The following is a 22,142-nucleotide window of genomic DNA, read 5'->3' on the forward strand; positions in this document are numbered from 1 at the left end:
CGCCTCGCGGCGCGGTCGACGCGTCCGTGGCGTCCCGATGCACGACATGCCCTTGGCCGACGGCGCGCCGGCCGTGATCGCCAGCTTTGCGGCCCCCGCGCTGGCCGGGCGCTGGTCGCTGTTGCAGCGTGAGGCGATCAGCGACACGGCGCGCGCGGTGGCGCTGGCCGAGGGGCTGCTGGACCGGCACGGCATCGTGACCCGCGGGGCCGCGATGGCCGAAGGGATCGCCGGCGGCTTCCCGGCGCTGCAACAGGTGTATCGCGGCATGGAGGATGCAGGCCGGGTGCTGCGCGGCCGCTTCGTCGAAGGGCTGGGCGGGGCCCAGTTCGCCGATCGCCTGATCGTGGATCGACTGCGTGGCGTCGCCGATGCCCTGCGGCCCGGTGCTGGCGAGGTGGCGATCGGGCTGTCCGCGGTGGACCCGGCCAACCCGTTCGGTACCGTGGTGCCCTGGCCGGTGCACGGCTCGGCGGTCCGGCCGGTGCGCCGCGCCGGTGCCGTGGTGGTGATCGGCGGTGGACGGCTGCTGATGTACCTGGCCCAGGGGGGCCGCCAGCTGCTGACGTTCTTCGATGCGGACGATCCGTCCCTGGCAGGCTCGACGGCTGCCGCGGCGCAGGCGCTGGCCAGCGCACTGCGGCGGGGCCGGCGCAGCTCGTTCACCGTGGAGCTGATCGACGCTGCGCCGGCCCGACGCGACGGCCTGATGGACGCGCTGCGGGCCGCCGGTTTCTCCAGTGCGCCAAAAGGCATCAGCTGGGAGGGATGAGCGGGGGAGGCGAAGACTTACTGACGCCGTCTAAGTAGAAACACGCTGGCCGCGACGATGACCGACACGGACTATTGAGCACCACCGTCGTCGGAGAAGTGCATGGCCAGCTCATCCGCAAAGAAGAAGCCCGGTTCATCCGCAAAGAAGCCCAACATCCTTGTCATCTGGGGAGACGACATCGGCATCTCCAACCTGAGCTGCTACTCGCGCGGCTTGATGGGATACCAGACGCCGAACATCGACCGCCTGGCCAACGAGGGCATGCTGTTCACCGATTCCTACGGCGAACAGTCCTGTACGGCAGGGCGTTCGTCCTTCATCACCGGCCAGAGCGTCCTGCGGACCGGCCTGTCGAAGGTCGGCATTCCGGGCGCGCCGGTCGGCATGAACGAGAAGATCGTCACCATCGCCGCCCTGCTGAAGAACGAGGGCTATACCACCGGGCAGTTCGGCAAGAACCACCTCGGCGACCTCAACCACATGCTGCCCACCAACCATGGGTTCGATGAGTTCTACGGCAATCTGTACCACCTCAATGCCGAAGAAGAGCCGGAGATGTACGACTACTTCCCGAAGGACGAGTTCGGGGATTTCATCGAGACCATCAAGCCGCGCGGGGTGATCCACAGTTTCGCCACCGATAGGGATGACAGCACCGACCAGAAGCGCTGGGGCAAGGTAGGCAAGCAGAAGATCGAGGATACCGGCCCGCTGGACCGCAAGCGCATGCTGACCTGCGATGACGACTTCGCCGACCGCGCCAAGGGCTTCATCAAGAAGGCGAACGACGACGACACGCCGTTCTTCGTCTGGGTCAACTTCACCCACATGCACCTGATCACGCACACCAAGAAGGAAAGCCTGGGGCAGGCCGGGCGCTGGCAGTCGCCGTATCACGACACGATGATCGACCACGACAAGAACGTGGGCGCGTTGCTCGATTACCTCGACGAACTGGGCATCGCCGAAGACACCCTGGTGGTGTACTCCACCGACAACGGGCCGCACCGCAATTCGTGGCCGGATGGCGGCATGACGCCGTTCCGCAGTGAGAAGGACACCAACTGGGAAGGCGCGTTCCGGATTCCCCTGGTGGTTCGCTACCCGGGCAAGATCAAGCCGGGCTCGGTGTCCAACGAGATCGTGCAGCACCATGACTGGCTGCCCACCTTCCTGGAACTGGCGGGCAACAAGGGCGTGGTCGAGGACCTCAAGAAGGGGGTCAAGGCGATCGGGCGCACCTACAAGAACCACATCGACGGCGTCAGCCTGTTGCCGTACCTCACCGGCAAGCAGGACAAGTCGCCGCGCAAGCTGTTCGTCTACATCTCCGATGATGGCGACATGCTCGGCATCCGTTACGACAACTGGAAGGTGACCTTCATCGAGCAGCGCTGCAAAGGCACGATGCAGCTGTGGGGCGAACCGTTCACGGTCATGCGCATCCCCAAGATCTACAACCTGCGCACCGATCCGTACGAGTTCGCGGATGTGACCTCCAATACCTATTGGGACTGGTACATCAACCACGTCTACATCGTGTACGGCGCGATCGCGCTGCTCACGAAATTCAACGAGACGTTCGTGGACTTCCCCAAGATCCAGAAGCCGAACACGTTCACGGCCGACCAGGCGGTGGAGAAGCTGCAGGAAGCGGTGACGGGCAAATAGCGGCGAGGTCCATCGCAGCGCTGGCATGGCGACGAACCGGGGGGCAGGCTGTCCCCCGGTTTCGTGTGGGCGGCATCTCAGCACCCCCATCACACCAGGGGTGGCAGGATCGGGAGAGATTCGCCACCTCACCAGGAGACCACCATGGCTTCGACCGTTGTCCTGACCCGATCATGGGTCATCCATCCGTTCCACGCCGCTGTACTGGGCGGGGTGCTGCCGCTGTTCCTCGGCGCACTGCTGGCGGACTACGCCTACTGGAGTTCGTACGAGATCCAGTGGGCCAACTTCGCCTCCTGGCTGCTGATCGGTGCGATGGTGATGACCACGCTGGCCCTGCTGTGCGGGATCGTCGGCCTGGTCCGTCGCAGCCGCAACCTGGCCTACGTCGTGATTCTGGCGGTGACCTGGGGCGTGGGCTTCATCAACTGTCTCCACCATGCGCGTGATGCATGGGCGGTGATGCCGGCGGGCCTGGTGCTCTCGGTGATCCTGACGGTGCTGGCGCTGCTCGCCACCTGGGTGGGGCTGTCCAGCCTGCGCGTGGGAGGTGTGCGATGAGCCGCCAGATGACGATCCGGATGCTCTCGGTTTCCGCGCTTGCGGTCGCGCTGGCGGCCTGCAGCGGCAAGGCCCCCGAGCTGGAACAGTACGGCGGCAACCCGGAGATGCCCAAGCCGCATCGCGGGCTGATGCCGGACATGACCATCGCCAAGCCGGCGCAGTGGGGCGACACCCTGCCGACGGTGCCCAAGGGCTACCGCATCTCGGCGATCGCCACCGATCTGAACATTCCGCGGCAGACCCTGGTGCTGCCCAACGGTGACATTCTGGTCGCGGAAGGTCGCGGCGGCAGTGCGCCTGCCCTCAAGCCGAAGGATGTGATCGCCGGCAAGATCAAGGCCAAGGGCAACACGGCGGTCAAGAGCGGCAACCGCCTGACCCTGCTGCGCGACGCCGATGGCGACGGCACCTACGAACTGAAGACGGTCTTCGCCGACAAGCTCAATGCGCCGTACGGCCTGGCGATGATCGGCAACGCGATCTACGTGGCCAACCAGGATGCGGTGGTGCGCTTTGACTACCAGGAAGGCCAGACCAAGGCGAGCGGCGCACCGGCGAAACTGACCGATCTGCCCGCGGCGATCAACCATCACTGGACCAAGGCGATGACCGCCAGTGCCGATGGCCGCTATCTCTATGTAGGCATCGGCTCCAACAGCAACATCACCGAGCGCGGCATGTCGGTGGAGATCGATCGTGCGCGGATCTGGCAGATCGATGTGGCCACCGGCGCACACAAGGATTACGCCACCGGTATCCGCAATCCCACCGCGCTGGCGATCCAGCCGGGCACCGGCACGCTGTGGGCCGTGGTGAATGAACGCGATGAGATCGGCCCGAACCTCGTGCCCGATTACCTCACCTCGGTGAAGGAGGGCGGCTTCTATGGCTGGCCGTACAGCTACTGGGGCAAGAATGTGGATCGCCGGGTGATGCCGCAGAATCCGGAGAAGGTCGCCTCGGCCATCGCGCCGGATTACGCGCTGGGCTCGCATGTGGCCGCACTCGGCGTGGCCTTCTCGTCGCCGGTGATGGGCACCCAGTTTGCCGATGGCGTCTTCGTGGGCGAGCACGGCAGCTGGAACCGCAATCCACCGGTCGGTTACAAGGTGGTGTTCGTGCCCTTCAGCAATGGCCGTCCGGCCGGCGAGCCGATCGATTTCGTGAGCGGCTTCTTCGGCGAAGACGGCAAGACCCGCGGCCGCCCGGTGGGTGTCACGGTCGACCCGCGTGGGGCACTGATCGTTGCCGATGACCTCTCCAACACGATCTGGCGGGTCACCCACGACGGCACGCCCGCCCAGCCGTAAAGCGCCTTGACGGGGATGGAGGGGATGAATAATTACCTCCGTCCCCATCAAGCGGGGGCTTGACCTTCCCACGATGGGAATCTTTAGGGTGGCGGGTAACCTCACCCCAAGGACTGCCCCATGTCTTCTGTTGCTTCCCGGTCCGGCGCGCCGCTCAGCCGCCTGAGCCTGCCCATCGAGGGCATGACCTGCGCCTCCTGTGTGGGCCGGGTGGAGCGCGCGCTGACGGCCGTCCCCGGCGTGCAGACGGCGTCGGTCAACCTGGCCACGGAGCGGGCCGATCTCAGCTTCATCGGGGCGCCCGATCCCCAGGCGGCGGTGCGTGCCATCGAACGCGCGGGCTACACCGTGCGCGAAGCCACCACCGAGCTGAGCATCGAGGGAATGACCTGCGCGTCCTGCGTTGGTCGCGTGGAGCGCGGCCTTGCGCAGCTGCCGGGCGTGATCGCGGCCAGCGTCAACCTGGCGACCGAACGGGCGCAGGTGCGCCATCTGGCCGGTACGGTCTCCGTCGCTGATCTGGTCGCTGCCGTGGAAAACGCCGGCTACACCGCGCGCGCTGCAGGCGTGAGCACGGCTGCGGCCGGTGACCAGGAGGAGGAACGCCGCGAGGCTGAAGCCCGTGCGCTGCGCCGCTCCCTGTTGCTGGCGGCGGTGCTGACGCTGCCGGTCTTCATTCTGGAAATGGGCTCGCACCTTGTCCCAGCCATGCACCACTGGGTGATGCATGCCGTCGGCCTGCAGACCAGCTGGTACCTGCAGTTCGCGCTGGCCACGCTGGTGCTGTTCGGGCCGGGCCTGCGCTTCTTCCGCAAAGGCGTGCCGGCACTGCTGCGCGGCGCCCCGGACATGAACTCGCTGGTTTCGCTCGGCACCGCGGCGGCCTATGGCTACTCGGTGGTCGCCACCTTCGCCCCGGGCGTGCTGCCGCCGGGCACCGCCAACGTCTACTTCGAAGCGGCCGTGGTGATCGTCACCCTGATCCTGCTGGGGCGCACGCTGGAGGCGCGGGCCAAGGGCCGCACGTCGCAGGCGATCAAGCGCCTGGTCGGGCTGCAGGCGCGGACTGCACGCGTGCAGCGTGGCGATGAGACGGTCGAGGTGCCGCTCGACGAGGTCACGCTCGGCGATGTCGTGCTGGTCCGCCCGGGCGAGAAAGTGCCCGTGGACGGCGCGGTGGTGGAGGGGGCGTCCTATGTGGATGAGAGCATGATCACCGGCGAGCCGGTACCGGTGGCCAAAGCCGTGGGCGCCGAGGTGGTCGGCGGCACCCTCAACACCACCGGTGCCTTCAGTTTCCGTGTCACCAAGGTGGGCGGGGACACCGTGCTGGCCCAGATCATCCGTCTGGTCGAGCAGGCACAGGGCTCCAAGCTGCCGATCCAGGCGCTGGTCGACAGGGTCACCATGTGGTTCGTGCCGGCGGTGATGGCTGCTGCCGCGCTGACCTTCCTGGTGTGGCTGGTGCTCGGCCCGGCACCGGCGCTGACCTTTGCGCTGGTCAATGCGGTGGCGGTGCTGATCATTGCCTGTCCCTGCGCGATGGGCCTGGCCACGCCGACCTCGATCATGGTCGGGACCGGCCGCGCGGCGGAGCTGGGCGTGCTGTTCCGCAAGGGCGAGGCGCTGCAGGCACTGCGCGATGTGAGTGTGATCGCGCTGGACAAGACCGGTACGTTGACCAAGGGCCGCCCCGAACTGACCGACCTGGAGCCGGCCGATGGTTTCCAGGCGGATGAGGTGCTGGCCCTGGTCGCCGCGGTGGAAACCCGCTCCGAGCATCCCATCGCCGAGGCGATCGTTGCGGCCGCCAGAGCGCGCGGTCTCGCACTGGCCGCCATCGAACGCTTCGAGGCGGTGCCAGGCTTCGGCGTTTCCGCGCGTGTCGCCGGCCGCACCGTGGCCGTCGGCGCGGACCGCTACATGACCCGGCTCGGCCTGGAGGTGGCGGCGTTCCGGCCCACCGCCCAGCGGTTGGGTGAGCAGGGCAGGAGCCCGCTGTACGCCGCAATCGATGGCCGCCTGGCGGCCGTGATCGCGGTGGCCGATCCGATCAAGGAAAGCACGCCGGCGGCAATCCAGGCGCTGCACGCCCTGGGCCTGAAGGTCGCGATGATCACCGGCGACAACGCGGCCACCGCCGCGGCGATCGCACGCCAGCTTGGCATCGATGAGGTGGCGGCCGAAGTGCTGCCCGATGGCAAGGTCGCCGCGCTCAAGCGTTTCCGTGCTGGTGGCGCCAAGGTGGCCTTCGTCGGGGACGGGATCAATGACGCACCGGCGCTGGCCGAGGCCGATGTCGGCCTGGCGATCGGCACCGGCACCGATGTGGCGATCGAGGCGGCCGACGTGGTGCTGATGTCCGGCGACCTGCGCGGCGTGCCCAACGCGATCGCCCTGAGCCAGGCAACGATCCGCAACATCAAGCAGAACCTGTTCTGGGCGTTCGCCTACAACGCGGTGCTGATCCCGGTGGCCGCTGGCCTGCTGTACCCGTTCAACGGCACGCTGCTCTCGCCGATCTTCGCCGCGGCGGCGATGGCATTGTCCAGTGTGTTCGTGCTCGGCAATGCGCTGCGGCTCAAGCGCTTCCATGCACCGATGCAGGCCGATACGCTGGGCACCGGCATGGCGGAAAGTGAGAGGGAGACCGGACGATGAATATCGGGGAAGCCGCGACGTTTTCGGGCGTGTCGGCAAAGATGATCCGCTATTACGAGCAGATCGGCCTGATCCCGCCGGCGGCGCGCTCGGAGGCGGGCTACCGGCATTACAGCCCGCAGGACGCGCACAGCCTGCGCTTCATCCGCCGTGCGCGTGACCTGGGGTTTTCGGTCGAGCAGATCGGCGAGCTGCTGGTGCTGTGGCGCGATCGCGAACGCGCCAGCGCCGACGTCAAGGCGGTGGCGCTGTCCCATGTGGCCGGGTTGAAGGCGAAGATCGCCGAGCTGCAGGCGATGGTGCAGACATTGGAGCATCTGGCCGAACACTGCCACGGCAATGACCGCCCGGATTGCCCGATCATCGCCGACCTGGCCCAGCCCGTTTCCGCGCCGGCGGAGACTGCATCCGCCGGGAAGCCCCGCAAAACGCCGCTGTTCGGTGCGGATACGCCGGTGTCCTCGCGCGGGCGCGCGGCCCGCAAGCCACGTTCCTGATCGACCCGGCCACGTCCATGCCCTGCACAACGGGCGCGGACGCATTAAGGCCTTGACCTTGCCACGTTGTCAGCCCCGACAGTGGGCTCACACCCACCACGGCGAGGTCGCCCGATGCATCGTTTCACCCTTCCCACCATGACCTGCGGCGGCTGCGCCCGCTCCGTCACCAAGGCCCTGCAGGGCGTCGATCCGCACGCACGCATCGAGACCGATCCGCCCGCGCGCGAAGTACGTGTGGAGAGCGACCGCGAGCGGGCCGCCTTCCTGGCCGCGCTGGCCGATGCTGGATTCCCTGCCACGCCATGAGCGGGCGGTCCCACGCCATCCCGGAGGACAACGCATGTGCATGAAACATCTTCTGCCGCTGCTGCCGTCCCTGGCGGCGTGGGGCACCGTGACATCCGATGCCGTCGCGGCGGCTCAGGCCTTGGTGGCGGACGCGAGTCGCTCCACCAGCACCTCAGCCGCTTCGGCCGACGAGGCCGGATTCTGGCCGGTGATCAGCAAGCCATCGCTGACGACATACGAGCCCCAGTCCGGCCCCTTGGAGTAGGAACCGCCCGCGGCCTTGAGCATGTCCTCGACCAGGAAGGGCACCACCTCGGTCAGGCCGACGCCCTCTTCTTCGGTGTTGGTGAAGCCCGTGACCTGCTTGCCCTGCACCAGTGGGGCACCCTCGGCCGTCTTGACGTGACGCAGCACGCCCGGCGCATGGCAGACCAGCGCGACCGGCTTGCCGGCGGCGATGAAGGCTTCGATCAGCGCGATGGAGTGGGTGTCTTCGGCGAGGTCCCACAGCGGGCCGTGGCCGCCGGGATAGAACACGGTATCGAACGCGTCCTGCGAAATGCTGTCCAGGCGCACGGTGTTGGCCAGCTGCGCGTTGGCATCCACGTCTGCCTCGAAGCGGCGGGTGGCGTCGGTCTTGAAGTCCGGCTCGTTGCTTTTGGGATCCAGCGGCGGCCGCCCGCCCTTGGGCGAGGCCAGGACGATCTCGGCGCCCGCATCCTTGAAGGTGTAGTAGGGCGCAGCCAGCTCTTCCAGCCAGAAGCCGGTCTTCTTGCCGGTGGTGCCGAGTTCGTCGTGCGAGGTCAGAACGATGAGGACTTTCATGGATGATGCTCCTGTGGGTGCTTGATTAGACTGGTCGTCTAGTGATGGGGCCGAGAAAAACACGCCGATGCCGGCGTGCGTGAGACATGCCTTTGTCAGGGGCCGGTATGCAGAAGGCGGGCGGTCAACGCCACGGCGTCGTCGAACGGGCCGGTGGTGCGGGCGATCTTGACCATGATGCTGGTCCCCAGCCACAGCTGATACACGCTTCGGGCGACCGCCTCGGGTGGCTCCCGGGTCGCCACCGATCCGTCGGCCAGGCCCGCTGCAATGGCACGCGCCAGCCGATCGGTGATCCCCGTGGTGCCACGCTGGAGTGCGGCCCGCATGGGTTCGGAAAGGTCCGCCACTTCGGCACCAAGCTTTACGGCCAAGCACTTGCCCTGGCAGTCCTCGAAGGACTGGCTGTCCTGCCAGGCGCGGAAGTACGCGGCCAGTTGCTCGGCCTTGGTCTGGCCCGGCTGGCGGAAGATGCGGTCCATATCGGCGAGATAGGCGCTGAAGTAGTCCTCCAGCAATGCCTCGCCGAAGGCTTCCTTCGAGGCGAAGTAGTGGTAGAACGAGCCTTTGGGGACGCCCGCCGCCGCGAGCACTTCATTGAGGCCGACGGCGGAGAAGCCCTTGGCGCCCATGATCCGCTGGCCGCTGGCCAGGATCGTGTCGCGGACGGTGGAGGGGGTGGTGGGCGAGTTCATGGACGCCACTGTACGCCTGATTAGACCGGTCGTCTAGTTCCTGCTTGCGTGGTCCACGGGACGCCGGCCAGCGGCCGGCACTACCCCGTCCCCGGGCGGCGATTGCCGACGGGAAGGGGGCGGATCAAGGTATATTCCCCGGCCCCATTTTCATTGCCAGATATCGCCCCGCCATGAGCACGCCCCGCAAGCACTACAAACACCCCGCAGAATCCGAGATCGGCAACGGCACGATCTACCTCGAGGCGCAGGGCGATGTGATCGTGCGGCAGGTGGAAAGCTACCGCAGCGTGCTGGTCTGGGCGGACAAATCCGGGCAGGCCGATGAGCGCTTCCCGCTGTCCGATCAGCCGCTGTCCTGGCTGGATCTGGATTCGGATGACGCCATCACCGCCAGTCAGTTTGAAGCCGTCTGGAAGCAGGCCAAAGCCGTTTCCGGCTGAGCGTGCCGAAAGGCGGGCGTCACACCGTCCAGCCGGGGCTTTCCGCCGCCACCACATGCATCAGCTGATCCAGCTGGCGCAGCGCCCGGTGCAGTTCCTGCCGGTTGGCGGCCGCGCCCAATGAAATCCGCACCGCATCGTTGATCGCTACCCCGTCGGGCGTGAACGCCGATGACGGTGCGATGCCCAGCCCCTGCAGGCGCGCGGCGTGGGTGAGGCTGGCATCGGTCCAGTGCGCGGGAAGACGGCACCAGGCGTGCACGCCCGCGCAATGCTGCAGGAACCGCGGCGACAACGCCGACCGCGCCAGATAGCGTCGTTCGGCCGCTTCCTCCTGCACCAGTTTCAGCATGGCCTGCGCGGAGCCATCCAGGATCAGCTGCGTCACCAGGGCGTTCATCAGTGGTGGCGCCATCAGGTTGACCGCGCGCAGGGCATCGAGCACCGGTTGCCGGTCCATGCCGTCGGGCAGGCGCACGAAACCGGTGTGCAATCCCGGACTGAGGCACTTGGAGAGCGTGGAGATGTAGCAGGCCTGCTGCGGTGCCAGCAGCGCGAGCGGGGCAGGGGCGTCCTCCAGCAGCAGCCAGTAGGGGTCGTCTTCGATCAGCAGCAGGTGCTGCGCGCGGATCACCTCGGCCAGTGCCTCGCGGCGTGCCTGCGGCATCGTATGGGCGGTGGGGTTCTGTGCGGTCGGGTTGAGGTAGACCACGCGCGCGCCGCGTTCTTTCGCGATACGGGCCAGCGCGTCTGGACGCATGCCGTGCGCGTCGCACTCGACCACGTGCAGCCGTCGCTCCAGCACCCGCGCGGCGTGCAGCAGTCCCGGGTAGACCAGGGGCTCGCACAGGATCGTGTCGCCGGCGTCGGTCAACGCCAGCAGCAGGGCAGACAGCGCCGCCTGCGCGCCTTCCGTGACGACCAGCGTATCGGCATCGACCTTGCCGAGGATCGGTTTGAGCCAGTGTTGGGCCGCCCGGTGATCGGCGCGGCTGCCACCGCCCACGTGATACGTCATCAGATTGTCCGCATCACTGCGGGTGAGCACGGACGACAATCCACGCCGCAACACGTCGGCGACCTGGCCGCCGCCGGGGCTGGGCGGCAGGTTCATGCTCAGGTCCACCAGCTGGGTAAGTTCCACCTGCGGCGGCGCGACGAACGACCCCAGCGGGCCACGGGCATCGATCAGCCCGCGCTTGCGTGCCTCGGTGAAGGCACGGGTGATGGTGGTGAGGTCCACCTTCAGCTCGGTGGCCAGCGTGCGCTGTGCGGGCAGGCGCTGGCCGGGACGTAACGCACCGGACCACACCGCACGTTCCAGGGCCTGCACGATGCGCAGGTACACCGGCCCGTGGCCATCGGCGATGAGGGGGCTCCATTCCATGCGCGCATGGTACGCGCGGCCGGGAGAGCGGCTGCGACAGTGTGTCGCATCATGTATGGATCATGTCGTTGCCTAACGTACGCGGCTGCGGCGGGCACCCCCCATGCATATCGGTCATGCAGGGGGGTGTTCGCCACTTTTCATGATCCGGGCCGCCCGGCCCGGCACTGCGTTGGAAGGGCCGTCACGCATGAACCCCGCTACACACTCCGCTCGCCGCGCCATCCCGGCCGGTCGAGCCCGCGCCGGACGCTGGTTCGGCCTGGCAGCGCTGCTGCCATTGCTCACAGGGTGCAAGAACCTGGAGCTGTTCAATCCCATGGGCAGCATCGCCGAGCAGGAAATGCAGCTGATCCTGGTCTGCACCGGCCTGATGCTGCTGGTGGTGATCCCGGTGATCATCCTGACGCTGTACTTCGCGTGGCACTACCGCGAGTCCAACAAAGAGGCCACCTACGCGCCGACCTGGTCGCATTCCACCGCGATCGAAGTGGTGGTGTGGACGATTCCGTGCCTGATCGTGGTGGTGCTCGGCGTGTTGATCTGGAAGAGCACCCACGCGCTGGATCCCTACCGCCCGATTGAGTCGGACACGCCCGCACTGCGCGTGGAAGTGGTCTCGCTCAACTGGAAATGGTTGTTCATCTACCCGGACCACAACGTGGCCACGGTCAATGAACTGGTGATGCCGGTCGATACGCCGGTCGCCTTCAAGCTGACCTCCGAGTCGATGATGAATGCCTTCTTCGTGCCGCAACTGGGCAGCATGGTCTACACCATGCCGGCGATGCAGACCCGCCTGCACCTGATCGGGCACACGCCGGGCACCTATGCCGGGATGTCATCGGCCTACAGCGGCTCGGGTTTCTCGGACATGACGTTCGATGCGCGGGTGATGACCGAGGCGGACTTCGACCAGTGGCTGGCGCAGTCGCGTGGCACCGCCCAGCACCTGGACCAGGCCCGCCTGGCCGAACTGGAGAAGCCGACCCACGGTGCGCCGATGCAGCGCTTCGCCAGCGTGGATACCGGACTGTTCGACAGCATCCTGCGCCGTTACGGCGGCATGCCCGATGACGAGATCTGCCTGCCCGGCGAAGAACCCGGCGCGAAGTCCCAACTCGTAAGCCTGGCCGCGTCTGCCAGCCGTACCGCGGAGAACTGATTGTGCTTGGAAAGTTGAACCTCGACGCGATTCCCTACCACGACCCGATCATCATGTCGGCGCTGGTGGGCTCGCTGCTGCTGGGCGTGGCGATCGTCGCGGCCATCACGTATTACAAAAAGTGGGGCTATATCTGGACCGAGTGGATCACCTCGGTGGACCACAAGAAGATTGGCGTGATGTACATCATCCTGGCCCTGGTCATGCTGGTGCGCGGCTTCGCCGATGCGCTGATGATGCGTGCCCAGCAGGCCATCGCCGCCAATGACAGTGCCGGCTACCTGCCGCCGGAGCACTACGACCAGATCTTCACCGCGCATGGCGTGATCATGATCTTCTTCGTGGCCACCCCGCTGATCGTGGGTCTGATGAACATCGTGGTGCCGCTGCAGATCGGCGCGCGCGACGTGGCCTTCCCGTTCGTCAACTCGCTCAGCTTCTGGCTGTCGGCCGTGGGTGCGGTGCTGGTGATGCTGTCGATGTTCGTCGGCGATTTCGCCGCGACCGGCTGGGTGGCTTATCCGCCGCTGTCCGGCATCGAGTACAGCCCCACGGTGGGCGTTGACTACTACATCTGGTCATTGCAGGTCTCGGGCATCGGCACCACGCTGACCGGCCTGAACTTCATCGTCACCATTCTCAAGATGCGTGCGCCGGGCATGGACCTGATGAAGATGCCGGTGTTCACCTGGACCGCGTTGATCACCAACATCCTGATCGTGGCGATCTTCCCGGTGCTGACCGCGACCCTGGCGCTGCTGACCGTGGATCGCTATTTCGGGATGCATTTCTTCACCAATGACGCCGGCGGCAACGCCATGATGTACGTCAACCTGATCTGGATCTGGGGCCACCCGGAAGTCTACGTGCTGATCCTGCCGTGCTTCGGCGCGTTCTCGGAGATCATCGCCACGTTCTCGGGCAAGCCGCTGTTCGGCTACCGCTCGATGGTCTATGCCACCTCGTCGATCGGCATCCTGTCGTTCTTCGTGTGGCTGCACCACTTCTTCACCATGGGCTCGGGTGCGAACGTCAATGCCTTCTTCGGCATCATGACCTCCATCATCTCGATCCCCACCGGGGTGAAGCTGTTCAACTGGCTGTTCACCATGTACCGCGGGCGGATCCGCTACCACTCCTCAACGTTGTGGACCATCGGCTTCATGGTCACCTTCGCGCTGGGCGGCATGACCGGTGTGATGCTGGCGATCCCGGGCGCGGATTTCGTGCTGCACAACAGCCTGTTCCTGATCGCGCACTTCCATAACGTGATCATCGGCGGCGTGGTGTTCGGCTGCCTGGCGGGCATCAGCTTCTGGTTCCCGAAGGCGTTCGGCTTCACCCTCAACGAGCGCTGGGGCAAGATTTCGTTCTGGTGCTGGCTGGTCGGCTTCTACCTGGCCTTCATGCCGCTGTACGTGCTCGGTTTCAAGGGCATGACCCGGCGCATGAACCACTACGGCGTGGAGGGCTACCAGCCGTGGCTGATCGTGGCCGCCATCGGTGCGCTGGTGATCGCCGCCGGTATCGCCGCGATGTTCATCCAGTTCTATGTCAGCGTGCGTGACCGCAAGGCCAACATGGATCTCACCGGAGACCCGTGGAATGCGCGCAGCCTGGAGTGGGCCACGTCCGCGCCGCCGCCGTTCTACAACTTCGCCAAGCTGCCGGCGATCACCTCGCTGGAGCAGCATTGGGACGACAAGCAGCACGGCCGTGCCTGGCAGCGCCAGGACACCTACGAAGACATCCACATGCCGCGCAATACCGCGTCGGGTGTGGTGATCTCGGTGTTCAGCCTGGTGCTTTGCTTCGCCCTGGTCTGGCACATGTGGGTGCTGGCCGGCATCGGCCTGATCGGGGTGATCGCGACCTTCGTGCTGCGCTCGTATGACCGTGATGTGGACTACTACGTGCCCGCCGCGGAGGTGAAGCGCATCGAAGACGCGCACTTCGCGCAGATGGAAGGAGCCAAGGCATGAGCGGCGATACCCTGACCGCTGCCACGCAGCACGGGCAGCTCACGGCCGGTCACCACGACCACGCCCATGAGCACCACGACGACGGCAACAAGACCGTCGTCGGGTTCTGGATGTACCTGATGGGCGACTGCCTGATCTTCGCGGTGCTGTTCGCCACCTTTGGCGTGCTGCTCAACGGGACGGCCGATGGCCCCAGTGGCAAGGAACTGTTCAAGCTGGGCTTCGTGCTCTCCGAAACGGTGGTGCTGCTGCTCAGCAGCTTCACCTTTGGCCTGGCGATGCTCGGCATGCAGGCCGGCAAGCGCAACCAGGTGGTGGGCTGGCTGGCCGTGACCGGCGTGCTCGGTGCGGTCTTCATCGGCATGGAGCTGTATGAGTTCGCCGAGCTGATCCATGAAGGCGCCACCCCGGACGTGAGTGCATATCTGTCGGCGTACTTCACGCTGGTGGCCACCCACGGCCTGCACGTCACCTTCGGCCTGCTGTGGCTGGCGATCATGATCCACCAGGTGCTGAAGTTCGGCCTGGACGGCATCGTGCGTCGCCGCCTGGCCTGCCTGAGCCTGTTCTGGCATTTCCTGGATCTGATCTGGATCTGTGTGTTCACCTTCGTCTACCTGAGGGAGTTTGTATGAGCGCGAACGCGCCTGATGCCGATCACGGTGGCGGCCACGCCACCCTGAAGGGCTACCTCCTCGGCCTGCTGCTGTGCCTGGTGCTCACCGGTGCCTCGTTCGGCGTGGTCATGACCGATCTGGTGCCGCAGCCGCTGCGCCTGACCGCCATCGTGGTGCTGTGCGTGGTGCAGCTGGTCGCCCAGCTGGTGCTGTTCCTGCATATCGGGGCAGGGCGCAGCCAGCGCGAGAACACCGGCATCTTCCTGTGCACCGCGTTCCTGATCGCCATCGTGGTGGCCGGCTCGCTGTGGGTGATGCACAACGCCAACCTCAACATGATGCCGATGCAGATGCCGGGCACGCCATGAGCGGGTCACGCTCGGGTGTCCTGGCTGCCGGTCTGCTGTTGACGTGTTCCGTGATGCCGGTGGTGGCTGCGGCCGCGCAGGCCCACACCGCGGCAACGGTGTCGGTCAGCGATCCGTGGGTGCGCCTGCCACCACCGGCGGCCAACGTGGCCGCCGGCTATGTGCAGCTGCATAACGGCGGCGGCGAGGACCGGCTGCTGTCGGCCGCGTCCTCGGCGTTTGCCGAGGTGCAGATCCATGCCATGCGCATGGACGGGGAAGTGATGCGCATGCAGGCGCTGCCCGATGGCCTGGCGTTGCCTGGCGGCCAGACGTTGGCGCTGCAGCCCGGGGGGTACCACCTGATGCTGCTGAAGCCGAAGCGGCCGTTGTCGGCCGGCCAGACGGTACGGGTGACGCTGCAGTTTGCCCGCAGCGCAGCGCAGGTGGTGGACTTCAGTGTGCGCGATGGCCTGGTGCCGCACGGGGCGGTGAAGTGACGCGCTGGGCGGCCGCGGGCCTGCTTACACTGGGACTGCTGGCCGGCTGCGCCGACGGCCAGGCGCCGGTGATGGGCCAGGCGGCACTCGGGGCGGTCAAGCTTGCGAGCAGCGACGGGCGTACGCTTGCCATCCGCGATCTGCAGGGCACGCCGACCCTGCTGTTCTTCGGCTTCACCCATTGCCCCGAAGTGTGCCCGCTGAGCCTGGTCAAAGCGGTTCAGATCAAGCGGCTGCTGGGCCCGGCGGCAGAGCACCTGCAGGTCGTCTTCGTGACGGTCGACCCGCAGCGCGATACGCCGGCGCACCTGCGCGAGTATCTGGCGGCCTTCGATACCACGTTCCTGGGCCTGGCCGGTGACGAGGCCGGTACCCGCGCCATCGCCGAGAGCCTGGGCGTGAGTTATCGGCGCGTCGGCGAGGGTGACGCGGCCACGTTCGAGCACACCGCCTCCTGGTTCCTGCTCGGCGCTGACGGGCAGCTGCAGGATGTGTACGGCTATGCGATGAGCGAGCAGGCTATCGTGGAGAAGCTTCGCGTGCGGCTGGCGGCGGCCGAAGGGTGAGCCGGTGGGCCGCCACACCCCGGGGGATTGCGCTGCCATGAGCCGTGCCGGCGCGCACCGCGCGGATGCCGTCCTGCTGCTCGGCTCGGCCGGCTGCGCGCTCACCGTGCTCGATACCAACGTGGTCGGTGTGGTGCTGCCGACCCTCGCCCGCGATCTGTCGGCCTCGTTCGCAGACATCGAATGGGTGGTCAGTGCCTACGTGCTGTGCTTCGCCTCGCTGCTGCTGCCCGCCGGCACCCTGGCCGATCGGATCGGGCGTCGCCGTCTGTTCCTGGTCGGCTTGAGCCTGTTCGCGCTGACCTCGGTGGCGTGCGGCATCGCCGGCACCGCGATGGCCTTGTCTCTGGCACGGGCCGGGCAGGGTGCTGCGGCCGCGTTCATGCTGGCACCGGCGCTGTCGTTGATCGGGCATGCGCACCAGAGCGCGCCCTCGCGTGCGCGTGCCTGGGCAATCTGGGGCGCGATCATGGGCCTGACCATGGTGCTCGCCCCGCTGATCGGGGGCGCCATCGCGACCTGGTGGGGTTGGCGCTGGGCCTTCCATATCAATCTTCCGCTGTGCCTGCTGCTGGCGGGCCTGAGCTGGGCTTTCGTGCCGGAGTCGCGCGATCCGGTCAGCCGCCGCATCGACGTGCCGGGCGTGCTGCTGTTCGCCGGCAGCATGCTGTGCTGGACCTGGGCGCTGATCCGTGGCCCGGTGGAGGGCTGGGGCAGTGCCACGGTGCTGCCTGGTTGCTGGCCGGCACCGCGTTGGGCGCAGGCTTCATCGTGATCGAGCAGCGCCGCGCCCAGCCCATGCTGGATCTGCGCCTGTTCCGCGCGCCGGCACTGGTCGGTGCGGTGCTGGCGATGTTCGCCTACGCCGCCTGCGTACAGGTGATGGCCTCGTTGCTGCCGTTGCTGCTGCAGAACGCCCGCGGCGACAGCGTGCTGCAGGCCGGCGTGCACATGCTGCCGTTCGCACTGGCGATGCTGCTGCTTCCGTTCGTGGGGCGCCGGCTGGGGACGCGGTGGGCCTCCGGGCGGATCCTGGCGCTGGGCCTGGGCGTTGCCGTGATCGGCAACCTGGGCATCGCGGTGGCGTTGTGGCAACACAGCGATCTCGGCCTGCTGCTGGCGATGGCGGTGCTCGGCAGTGGCGGTGGCCTGCTCAACGGCGAAACACAGAAGGCGATCATGAGCGTGATTCCGCCGGACCGCGCCGGGATGGCCTCCGGCATCAGCACCACCGCGCGCTTCTCCGGCATCCTGATCGGGTTCGCCACGCTGGGCGCGGTGTTGTCCAGCCACGTCCGTGACGCCGCCCGCGGGGCGCTGACCGAGGCCGGGCAGGCAGGGTCGCCGGCGCTGATCGAGCGCGTGGTGGCCGGCGAGCTGTCCGTGTCCGGGGCTGCACACGACACCCTGACACTGGTGGCGCGCCAAGCCTATGGCGATGGCGCGGCGTATGCATTCGTGACCGCGGCGGCCATGGCATGGGTGGCGATGCTGCTGACCAGCACGTTGATGGCCAGGCGCTAGACAGTCCGAAGGTGGCGTCCGCGCATGGCGTGGATCCGGCCGGCGGTCACCACGCGCGGGCGCGCACGTCCCAGCAGGCGGCAGTGAATGTCACCGAATCGCCGTCGACGAACGGCTCGAAGGCATGCAGCACCGCGTCGAGCACGTGCGTTCGGACGTCCGCGGCTAGGTCGCCGTTTCGCAGCGCGCTCCCGACCGGTCCGAGCAGCGAGACGTACGTCGCCAGATCCGCACGGTCGATGCGGCACACGACATCCAGCGGCAGCAGCTCGATATCCTCCCAGCCGCCGTCGCTCAGGATCTGCTCGACCCGGACCTGGTCGGCAAACGCGAACTGACCCGGTGCCCCGGGTTGACGCGGCGGCAACTGCAGCCAGGGTGCCGCCGCGCGCTCGGCGGTGGTCATGAACGCGTTCTCGTCCGGCCCGCGCCAGGCCAGCGCCTGCAGCACGCCGCCGCGTTTGGCGGCGCGCTGCAACTGACCGAAGGCCTGCACCGGGTCATCGAAGAACATCACGCCGAAGCGCGACACGATCCGGTCCAGACGTCCGGGCGCGAACGCATGCTGCTGCGCGTCGGCGACGATGAAGTCCACTGCCAGCCCGGCTCGCTGCGCGCGCTCACGCGCCAAGGCGATCATCGGGGCGGAGAGGTCGACCCCGATCACGTGTGCCTCCGGACCCAGCCGTCCGGCAATGGCCAGCGCCACCGCCCCAGTCCCGCAGCCCACATCCAGCACCTGCGCATCGGTGCCCGGCGCGATGGCATCGAGCAGGTGAGTGGCCAGCGGCGCGAACATCTGATCGAGAATGCGCTGCGCTTCCACCCATGCCTCACCGGCCGGGCCATTCCATAACGCGTGCTGCGAGGTGTCGGTCATTACAGGGCTCGATCTGGCATTGCCAGTGGGATGAGGAGGCTGCACTGTGCCACCTCAACCATCGTTGAGGTCAAGCGCGCAGGCCTCAGCCCCGCCACACGTCCACCAGCAGCTTCACGTTCAACACGATGATCAGGCCGCCGATCAGCCAGGACAGCACGATGAGCCAGCGTGGCGCCACCAGCGCGCCCATCTTGGTCTTGTCCGAGACGAACCGGACCAGCGGCACCACCGCGAACGGCAGCTGCATCGAGAGCAGTACCTGGCTCAGCACCAGCAACCGTGCGGTGCCTTGCTCCCCATAGATCGCGGTCACCACCACCACCGGCACGATCGCAATGCCGCGGGTGATCAGGCGCCGTGCCCACGGGGCGATCCGCAGGCGCAGGAAACCTTCCATCACGATCTGGCCGGCCAGCGTCGCCGTCACGGTGGAGTTGATGCCCGAGGCGAGCAGGGCGACCGCGAACAGGGTCGAGGCCAGCCCGACGCCGAGCATCGGCGCCAGCAGCTCGTACGCCTGTTCGATCTCCTGCACGTCGGTACGGCCCTGCGCATGGAACACCGCGGCGGCCAGGATCAGGATCGAGGCGTTGATGAACAGTGCCAGCATCAACGCAATGGTGCTGTCCGTCACCGCCCAGCGCAGCGCACTGCGGCGCCCGGCATCGGTGCGCGGGTAAGCGCGGGTCTGCACGATGGAAGAGTGGAGATACAGGTTGTGCGGCATCACGGTGGCACCGATGATGCCGATCGCCAGATACAGCGCCTTGGGATCGGTCACCACCTGCGCATGCGGAATGAACCCGGCCAGCACTGCCTGCAGCGGCGGCGCAGCGATGACCATCTGGATCGCAAAGCAGCCGAAGATCACCAGCAGCAGCGCGATCACGAAGGCCTCCAGCGCGCGGAAGCCGCGGTTCATCAGCAGCAGCACCAGCACCACGTCCACCGCGGTGATGATCGCGCCAGCCAGCAAGGGGATGCCGAACAACAGCTTCAAGGCGATCGCGGTGCCGATCACCTCAGCCAGGTCGCAGGCAATGATCGCGATCTCGCACAACAGCCACAGGCCGAGGTTCACCGGCCGTGAGTAGTGGTCGCGGCAGGCCTGCGCCAGATCACGCCCGGTCGCGATCCCCAGCCGCGCCGACAGCCCCTGCAGCACGATCGCCATCAGGTTGGAGAGCAGGATCACCGAGAGCAGCAGGTAGCCGAACTGCGCGCCACCGGCGATATCGGTGGCCCAGTTGCCCGGGTCCATGTAGCCGACCGAGATCATGTAGCCCGGGCCGAGGAACGCCAGCAGGCGGAACCACCAGTGGCCGCCCGTAGGCACCGCGACGCTGGCGTTCATCTCGCCCAGGCTGGGGGTGTGCCCGGTCGATGAGGGCCAGGCGGGGGGAGGCTCGGGGCGGCGCGGGATGTCCACGGCCGCAATATAGCAGAGGCTAAGTTACTAAGGCTTTGCAATCTGAGGCATCCCAGCGCCTTAACCCTGAACCGCGTATCGTCACCGCTCTTTTCAGATGGAGTGGGTGCATGCGTTGGATCGTGTTGTTGGCCGCATTGGCCATGCCCGTGGTGGCGTGGCTCTCACAGACCGGCATGTTCGGCCCGACCAACGGTGCAGTCTCCGACCAGTACCCCACGTTGCTGGTCGCGGCCGGGTACGCCTTCGCGATCTGGGGCGTGATCTTCCTGTGGGATGTGCTGTTCGGCTTCTGGCAGCTGCGCCTGCGCAAACCGGACATCACCGGGGTTCGCCCGTGGGCCGCGGCGGGCTTTGCGCTGACCGCCGCCTGGATGCCGGTGTTCTCCAACCAGTGGTTCCTGCCGGCGCTGGCGATCATCTGGGCGGCCCTGATCTGCTTGATCGTGGCCGCCTACCGCGCCTCGCCGATCACCGCCCCGGGCGGTCAGCGTGCCTGGGCGGCGTACCCGCTCGGGCTGCACGCCGGCTGGCTGTCGTTGGCGGCCTATCTCAATACCGCCCAGATGATCGTCGCCTACCGCTGGCTGCCGACCGACAACATGCTCGGCTGGAGCCTGGTGCTGCTGGTCCTGGCCACGCTGCTGGTGCTGGTGGTCAACCAGCTGCTGCGCGGGCACTTCGCCTATCCAGCCGCCGTCATCTGGGCGCTGGCCGGGATGTACGTCAAGCAGTCCGGCTGGGATCTGCCGGGCGCGGCCAACATCGCCACCCTGGCCCTGGTGCTGATCATCATCGTGGTGATCCAGACCGTGTGGCTGCGCGTACGCGCGTACCGCCAGCCGCGCGCGATCGCCGCCGCCCACCGTCATCGCCGTTGATTCTTTCTGCAGGAGACACCCCCATGAACATCGTGATGAAGGAGCGCTGCTGATGCGCGCTGCCGTCCACACCACCTTCGGTGACCCGACCCAGGTCCTCCACGGCGGCGACGTGCCGCAGCCGACCCCCGCGGCCGGTGAGGTGCGGATCCGCACCGTGCTGGCGCCGATCCACAACCACGACCTGTGGACGGTGCGCGGCCAGTATGGCTACAAGCCCGAGCTGCCCGCAGTCGGCGGCAGCGAAGGCACCGGCGTGATCGATGCGCTGGGCGAAGGCGTCGAGGGCCTCAAGATCGGCCAGCGGGTCAGCGCTGCCTCGGTGCATGGCACCTGGGCCGAGTCCTTCATCGCGCCGGCGCGCATGGTCATCCCCATGCCGGACAGCATCGATGACAACACGGCCGCGCAGCTGATCGCCATGCCGCTGAGTGCGCTGATGCTGCTGGAATTCCTGCAGGTGCAGGAAGGCCAGTGGATCCTCCAGAACGCCGCCAATGGTGCGGTCGGCAAGGCGTTGGCGATGCTGGCCAAGGCGCGTGGGGTGCACTGCATCAACCTGGTGCGGCGCGATGCCGGTGTGGCCGAGATGGCCGAGCTCGGCATCGACCACACCATCTCCACCGCGCAGTCGGACTGGATGGCCCAGGTGCAGGCAAAGGTAGGCAAGGCCTCGATTGCGGCCGCCGTGGATTCGGTGGGCGGTCGCGCCAGCAGCGAGCTGATGACGCTGTTGGGCGATGGCGGCACATTGGTCTCCTTTGGCTCCATGACTGGCGAGCCGATGCAGCTCAGCTCGGGCGATGTGATCTTCAAGCAGGCCACGGTGAAGGGCTTCTGGGGCAGCAAGGTCAGCCAGGCGATGGCGCCGGATGACAAGCGTCGCCTTGTTGGCGAACTGCTGCAGCTGGCCGCGCGCGGTGGATTGAGCCTGCCGGTGGACGGCGTGTTCGGGCTGGATGAGGTGGCCGATGCCGCCAAGGCCAGCCTGGAATCGGGCCGCAACGGCAAGGTGTTGCTGCGGCCCTGAGGTGCACGGTAGAGCCGACCGTTGGTCGGCTGACGCAGCGCCCGATCACCCGTAGAGCCGACCGTTGGTCGGCTGACGCAGCGCCCGATCAAGTGCAGC

Annotated in this window: 22 protein-coding genes and 1 pseudogene; 18 read left to right on the forward strand and 5 right to left on the reverse strand. The window is 67.1% G+C overall.

All coding sequences use genetic code 11. From position 1 onward, the window contains the following. The 7 genes and pseudogenes from ABE472_RS17945 to ABE472_RS17975 form a co-directional block, all read left to right on the forward strand. Positions 1–772 (forward strand): annotated as a pseudogene (locus ABE472_RS17945) (ATP-dependent helicase); the annotation flags it as partial. A 102-nt stretch (positions 773–874) separates the two neighbouring features. Further along, complete coding sequence (locus tag ABE472_RS17950) at positions 875–2,446, forward strand: arylsulfatase (RefSeq protein WP_346466738.1); 1,572 nt, start codon at positions 875–877, stop codon at positions 2,444–2,446. A gap of 144 nt (positions 2,447–2,590) precedes the next feature. Next, positions 2,591–3,007, forward strand: coding sequence for a DUF2231 domain-containing protein (locus tag ABE472_RS17955; protein ID WP_070473908.1), 417 nt, complete (start codon positions 2,591–2,593; stop codon positions 3,005–3,007). Beyond that, entirely contained in the window at positions 3,004–4,320 is a 1,317-nt protein-coding gene (locus ABE472_RS17960; protein ID WP_346466739.1) for a sorbosone dehydrogenase family protein, read from the forward strand. Before ABE472_RS17955 ends, ABE472_RS17960 begins: the two co-directional genes overlap by 4 nt. Positions 4,321–4,440: 120 nt before the next feature. Further along, positions 4,441–6,981: a heavy metal translocating P-type ATPase gene (locus ABE472_RS17965; protein WP_346466740.1), complete on the forward strand. Its 2,541-nt coding sequence runs from the start codon at positions 4,441–4,443 to the stop codon at positions 6,979–6,981. Further along, entirely contained in the window at positions 6,978–7,478 is a 501-nt protein-coding gene (gene cueR / locus ABE472_RS17970) for a Cu(I)-responsive transcriptional regulator (RefSeq protein ID WP_346466741.1), read from the forward strand. The genes ABE472_RS17965 and cueR overlap by 4 nt, the downstream gene beginning before the upstream one ends. 114 nt (positions 7,479–7,592) lie before the next feature. Continuing rightward, a complete protein-coding gene (locus ABE472_RS17975) occupies positions 7,593–7,787 on the forward strand; it encodes a heavy-metal-associated domain-containing protein (protein WP_070473916.1) in 195 nt (64 codons plus the stop codon). 114 nt (positions 7,788–7,901) lie between these two features. Here ABE472_RS17975 and ABE472_RS17980 read toward each other — a convergent pair whose 3' ends face one another. Together ABE472_RS17980 and ABE472_RS17985 are read right to left on the reverse strand one after the other, a co-directional pair. Beyond that, complete coding sequence (locus ABE472_RS17980) at positions 7,902–8,594, reverse strand: type 1 glutamine amidotransferase domain-containing protein (RefSeq protein ID WP_346466742.1); 693 nt, start codon at positions 8,592–8,594, stop codon at positions 7,902–7,904. Positions 8,595–8,689: 95 nt separating this feature from the next. Beyond that, entirely contained in the window at positions 8,690–9,289 is a 600-nt protein-coding gene (locus ABE472_RS17985) for a TetR/AcrR family transcriptional regulator (RefSeq protein ID WP_346466743.1), read from the reverse strand. A 173-nt stretch (positions 9,290–9,462) separates the two neighbouring features. Between ABE472_RS17985 and ABE472_RS17990 the strand changes: the two genes are divergently transcribed. After that, positions 9,463–9,732 (forward strand): hypothetical protein, encoded by a 270-nt coding sequence (locus tag ABE472_RS17990; protein WP_083298829.1) that lies wholly within the window; start codon positions 9,463–9,465, stop codon positions 9,730–9,732. A gap of 19 nt (positions 9,733–9,751) precedes the next feature. On the opposite strand, the gene ABE472_RS17995 is transcribed toward ABE472_RS17990, so the two are convergent. Continuing rightward, entirely contained in the window at positions 9,752–11,119 is a 1,368-nt protein-coding gene (locus ABE472_RS17995; protein ID WP_346466744.1) for a PLP-dependent aminotransferase family protein, read from the reverse strand. A 190-nt stretch (positions 11,120–11,309) separates the two neighbouring features. Here ABE472_RS17995 and cyoA point away from each other — a divergent pair, with 190 nt between their 5' ends. Genes cyoA through ABE472_RS18035 form a run of 8 tightly spaced genes read left to right on the forward strand, consistent with a single transcriptional unit; the run spans position 11,310 to position 17,820 of the window. Next, positions 11,310–12,284, forward strand: coding sequence for a ubiquinol oxidase subunit II (gene cyoA, locus ABE472_RS18000; protein WP_346466745.1), 975 nt, complete (start codon positions 11,310–11,312; stop codon positions 12,282–12,284). Between the two features lie 2 nt (positions 12,285–12,286). Continuing rightward, on the forward strand, positions 12,287–14,266 hold the full coding sequence (cyoB, locus tag ABE472_RS18005) for a cytochrome o ubiquinol oxidase subunit I (protein ID WP_346466746.1): 1,980 nt from the start codon (positions 12,287–12,289) through the stop codon (positions 14,264–14,266). Beyond that, positions 14,263–14,901 (forward strand): cytochrome o ubiquinol oxidase subunit III, encoded by a 639-nt coding sequence (gene cyoC, locus ABE472_RS18010; RefSeq protein WP_313211984.1) that lies wholly within the window; start codon positions 14,263–14,265, stop codon positions 14,899–14,901. Before cyoB ends, cyoC begins: the two co-directional genes overlap by 4 nt. After that, positions 14,898–15,251 (forward strand): cytochrome o ubiquinol oxidase subunit IV, encoded by a 354-nt coding sequence (gene cyoD, locus ABE472_RS18015; protein ID WP_313211982.1) that lies wholly within the window; start codon positions 14,898–14,900, stop codon positions 15,249–15,251. The genes cyoC and cyoD overlap by 4 nt, the downstream gene beginning before the upstream one ends. Then, complete coding sequence (locus tag ABE472_RS18020) at positions 15,248–15,730, forward strand: copper chaperone PCu(A)C (protein WP_313211980.1); 483 nt, start codon at positions 15,248–15,250, stop codon at positions 15,728–15,730. The genes cyoD and ABE472_RS18020 overlap by 4 nt, the downstream gene beginning before the upstream one ends. Next, positions 15,727–16,296 carry an SCO family protein gene (locus tag ABE472_RS18025; protein ID WP_313211978.1) on the forward strand — a complete coding sequence of 190 codons (570 nt, stop codon included), beginning with the start codon at positions 15,727–15,729 and terminating at the stop codon, positions 16,294–16,296. The genes ABE472_RS18020 and ABE472_RS18025 overlap by 4 nt, the downstream gene beginning before the upstream one ends. 37 nt (positions 16,297–16,333) lie before the next feature. Then, the gene (locus ABE472_RS18030; protein WP_346466747.1) at positions 16,334–17,071 is read left to right on the forward strand and encodes an MFS transporter; all 738 of its coding nucleotides are present in this window, start codon (positions 16,334–16,336) and stop codon (positions 17,069–17,071) included. Then, the gene (locus ABE472_RS18035) at positions 17,032–17,820 is read left to right on the forward strand and encodes an MFS transporter (RefSeq protein WP_346466748.1); all 789 of its coding nucleotides are present in this window, start codon (positions 17,032–17,034) and stop codon (positions 17,818–17,820) included. Before ABE472_RS18030 ends, ABE472_RS18035 begins: the two co-directional genes overlap by 40 nt. A 46-nt stretch (positions 17,821–17,866) precedes the next feature. On the opposite strand, the gene ABE472_RS18040 is transcribed toward ABE472_RS18035, so the two are convergent. After that, positions 17,867–18,700 carry a class I SAM-dependent methyltransferase gene (locus ABE472_RS18040; RefSeq protein WP_346466749.1) on the reverse strand — a complete coding sequence of 278 codons (834 nt, stop codon included), beginning with the start codon at positions 18,698–18,700 and terminating at the stop codon, positions 17,867–17,869. A gap of 85 nt (positions 18,701–18,785) precedes the next feature. Further along, complete coding sequence (locus ABE472_RS18045) at positions 18,786–20,126, reverse strand: Nramp family divalent metal transporter (protein ID WP_346466752.1); 1,341 nt, start codon at positions 20,124–20,126, stop codon at positions 18,786–18,788. Between the two features lie 116 nt (positions 20,127–20,242). On the opposite strand from ABE472_RS18045, the gene ABE472_RS18050 reads away from it, so the two are divergent. Together ABE472_RS18050 and ABE472_RS18055 are read left to right on the forward strand one after the other, a co-directional pair. After that, complete coding sequence (locus tag ABE472_RS18050) at positions 20,243–21,013, forward strand: hypothetical protein (protein WP_346466750.1); 771 nt, start codon at positions 20,243–20,245, stop codon at positions 21,011–21,013. Between the two features lie 52 nt (positions 21,014–21,065). Further along, a complete protein-coding gene (locus ABE472_RS18055; protein WP_346466751.1) occupies positions 21,066–22,043 on the forward strand; it encodes a zinc-binding dehydrogenase in 978 nt (325 codons plus the stop codon). Positions 22,044–22,142: the final 99 nt, after the last annotated feature.

It is taken from the genome of Stenotrophomonas sp. TWI809 (assembly GCF_039673205.1).
Lineage (GTDB): Bacteria > Pseudomonadota > Gammaproteobacteria > Xanthomonadales > Xanthomonadaceae > Stenotrophomonas.

Bases quoted from the DNA above. Each gene is read 5' to 3' on its own strand.
- ABE472_RS17950 (WP_346466738.1), top strand. From the start codon at position 875: ATGGCCAGCTCATCCGCAAAGAAGAAGCCCGGTTCATCCGCAAAGAAG.
- ABE472_RS17955 (WP_070473908.1), top strand. From the start codon at position 2,591: ATGGCTTCGACCGTTGTCCTGACCCGATCATGGGTCATCCATCCGTTC.
- ABE472_RS17960 (WP_346466739.1), top strand. From the start codon at position 3,004: ATGAGCCGCCAGATGACGATCCGGATGCTCTCGGTTTCCGCGCTTGCG.
- ABE472_RS17965 (WP_346466740.1), top strand. From the start codon at position 4,441: ATGTCTTCTGTTGCTTCCCGGTCCGGCGCGCCGCTCAGCCGCCTGAGC.
- cueR (WP_346466741.1), top strand. From the start codon at position 6,978: ATGAATATCGGGGAAGCCGCGACGTTTTCGGGCGTGTCGGCAAAGATG.
- ABE472_RS17975 (WP_070473916.1), top strand. From the start codon at position 7,593: ATGCATCGTTTCACCCTTCCCACCATGACCTGCGGCGGCTGCGCCCGC.
- ABE472_RS17980 (WP_346466742.1), bottom strand. From the start codon at position 8,594: ATGAAAGTCCTCATCGTTCTGACCTCGCACGACGAACTCGGCACCACC.
- ABE472_RS17985 (WP_346466743.1), bottom strand. From the start codon at position 9,289: ATGAACTCGCCCACCACCCCCTCCACCGTCCGCGACACGATCCTGGCC.
- ABE472_RS17990 (WP_083298829.1), top strand. From the start codon at position 9,463: ATGAGCACGCCCCGCAAGCACTACAAACACCCCGCAGAATCCGAGATC.
- ABE472_RS17995 (WP_346466744.1), bottom strand. From the start codon at position 11,119: ATGGAATGGAGCCCCCTCATCGCCGATGGCCACGGGCCGGTGTACCTG.
- cyoA (WP_346466745.1), top strand. From the start codon at position 11,310: ATGAACCCCGCTACACACTCCGCTCGCCGCGCCATCCCGGCCGGTCGA.
- cyoC (WP_313211984.1), top strand. From the start codon at position 14,263: ATGAGCGGCGATACCCTGACCGCTGCCACGCAGCACGGGCAGCTCACG.
- cyoD (WP_313211982.1), top strand. From the start codon at position 14,898: ATGAGCGCGAACGCGCCTGATGCCGATCACGGTGGCGGCCACGCCACC.
- ABE472_RS18020 (WP_313211980.1), top strand. From the start codon at position 15,248: ATGAGCGGGTCACGCTCGGGTGTCCTGGCTGCCGGTCTGCTGTTGACG.
- ABE472_RS18030 (WP_346466747.1), top strand. From the start codon at position 16,334: ATGAGCCGTGCCGGCGCGCACCGCGCGGATGCCGTCCTGCTGCTCGGC.
- ABE472_RS18040 (WP_346466749.1), bottom strand. From the start codon at position 18,700: ATGACCGACACCTCGCAGCACGCGTTATGGAATGGCCCGGCCGGTGAG.
- ABE472_RS18050 (WP_346466750.1), top strand. From the start codon at position 20,243: ATGCGTTGGATCGTGTTGTTGGCCGCATTGGCCATGCCCGTGGTGGCG.
- ABE472_RS18055 (WP_346466751.1), top strand. From the start codon at position 21,066: ATGCGCGCTGCCGTCCACACCACCTTCGGTGACCCGACCCAGGTCCTC.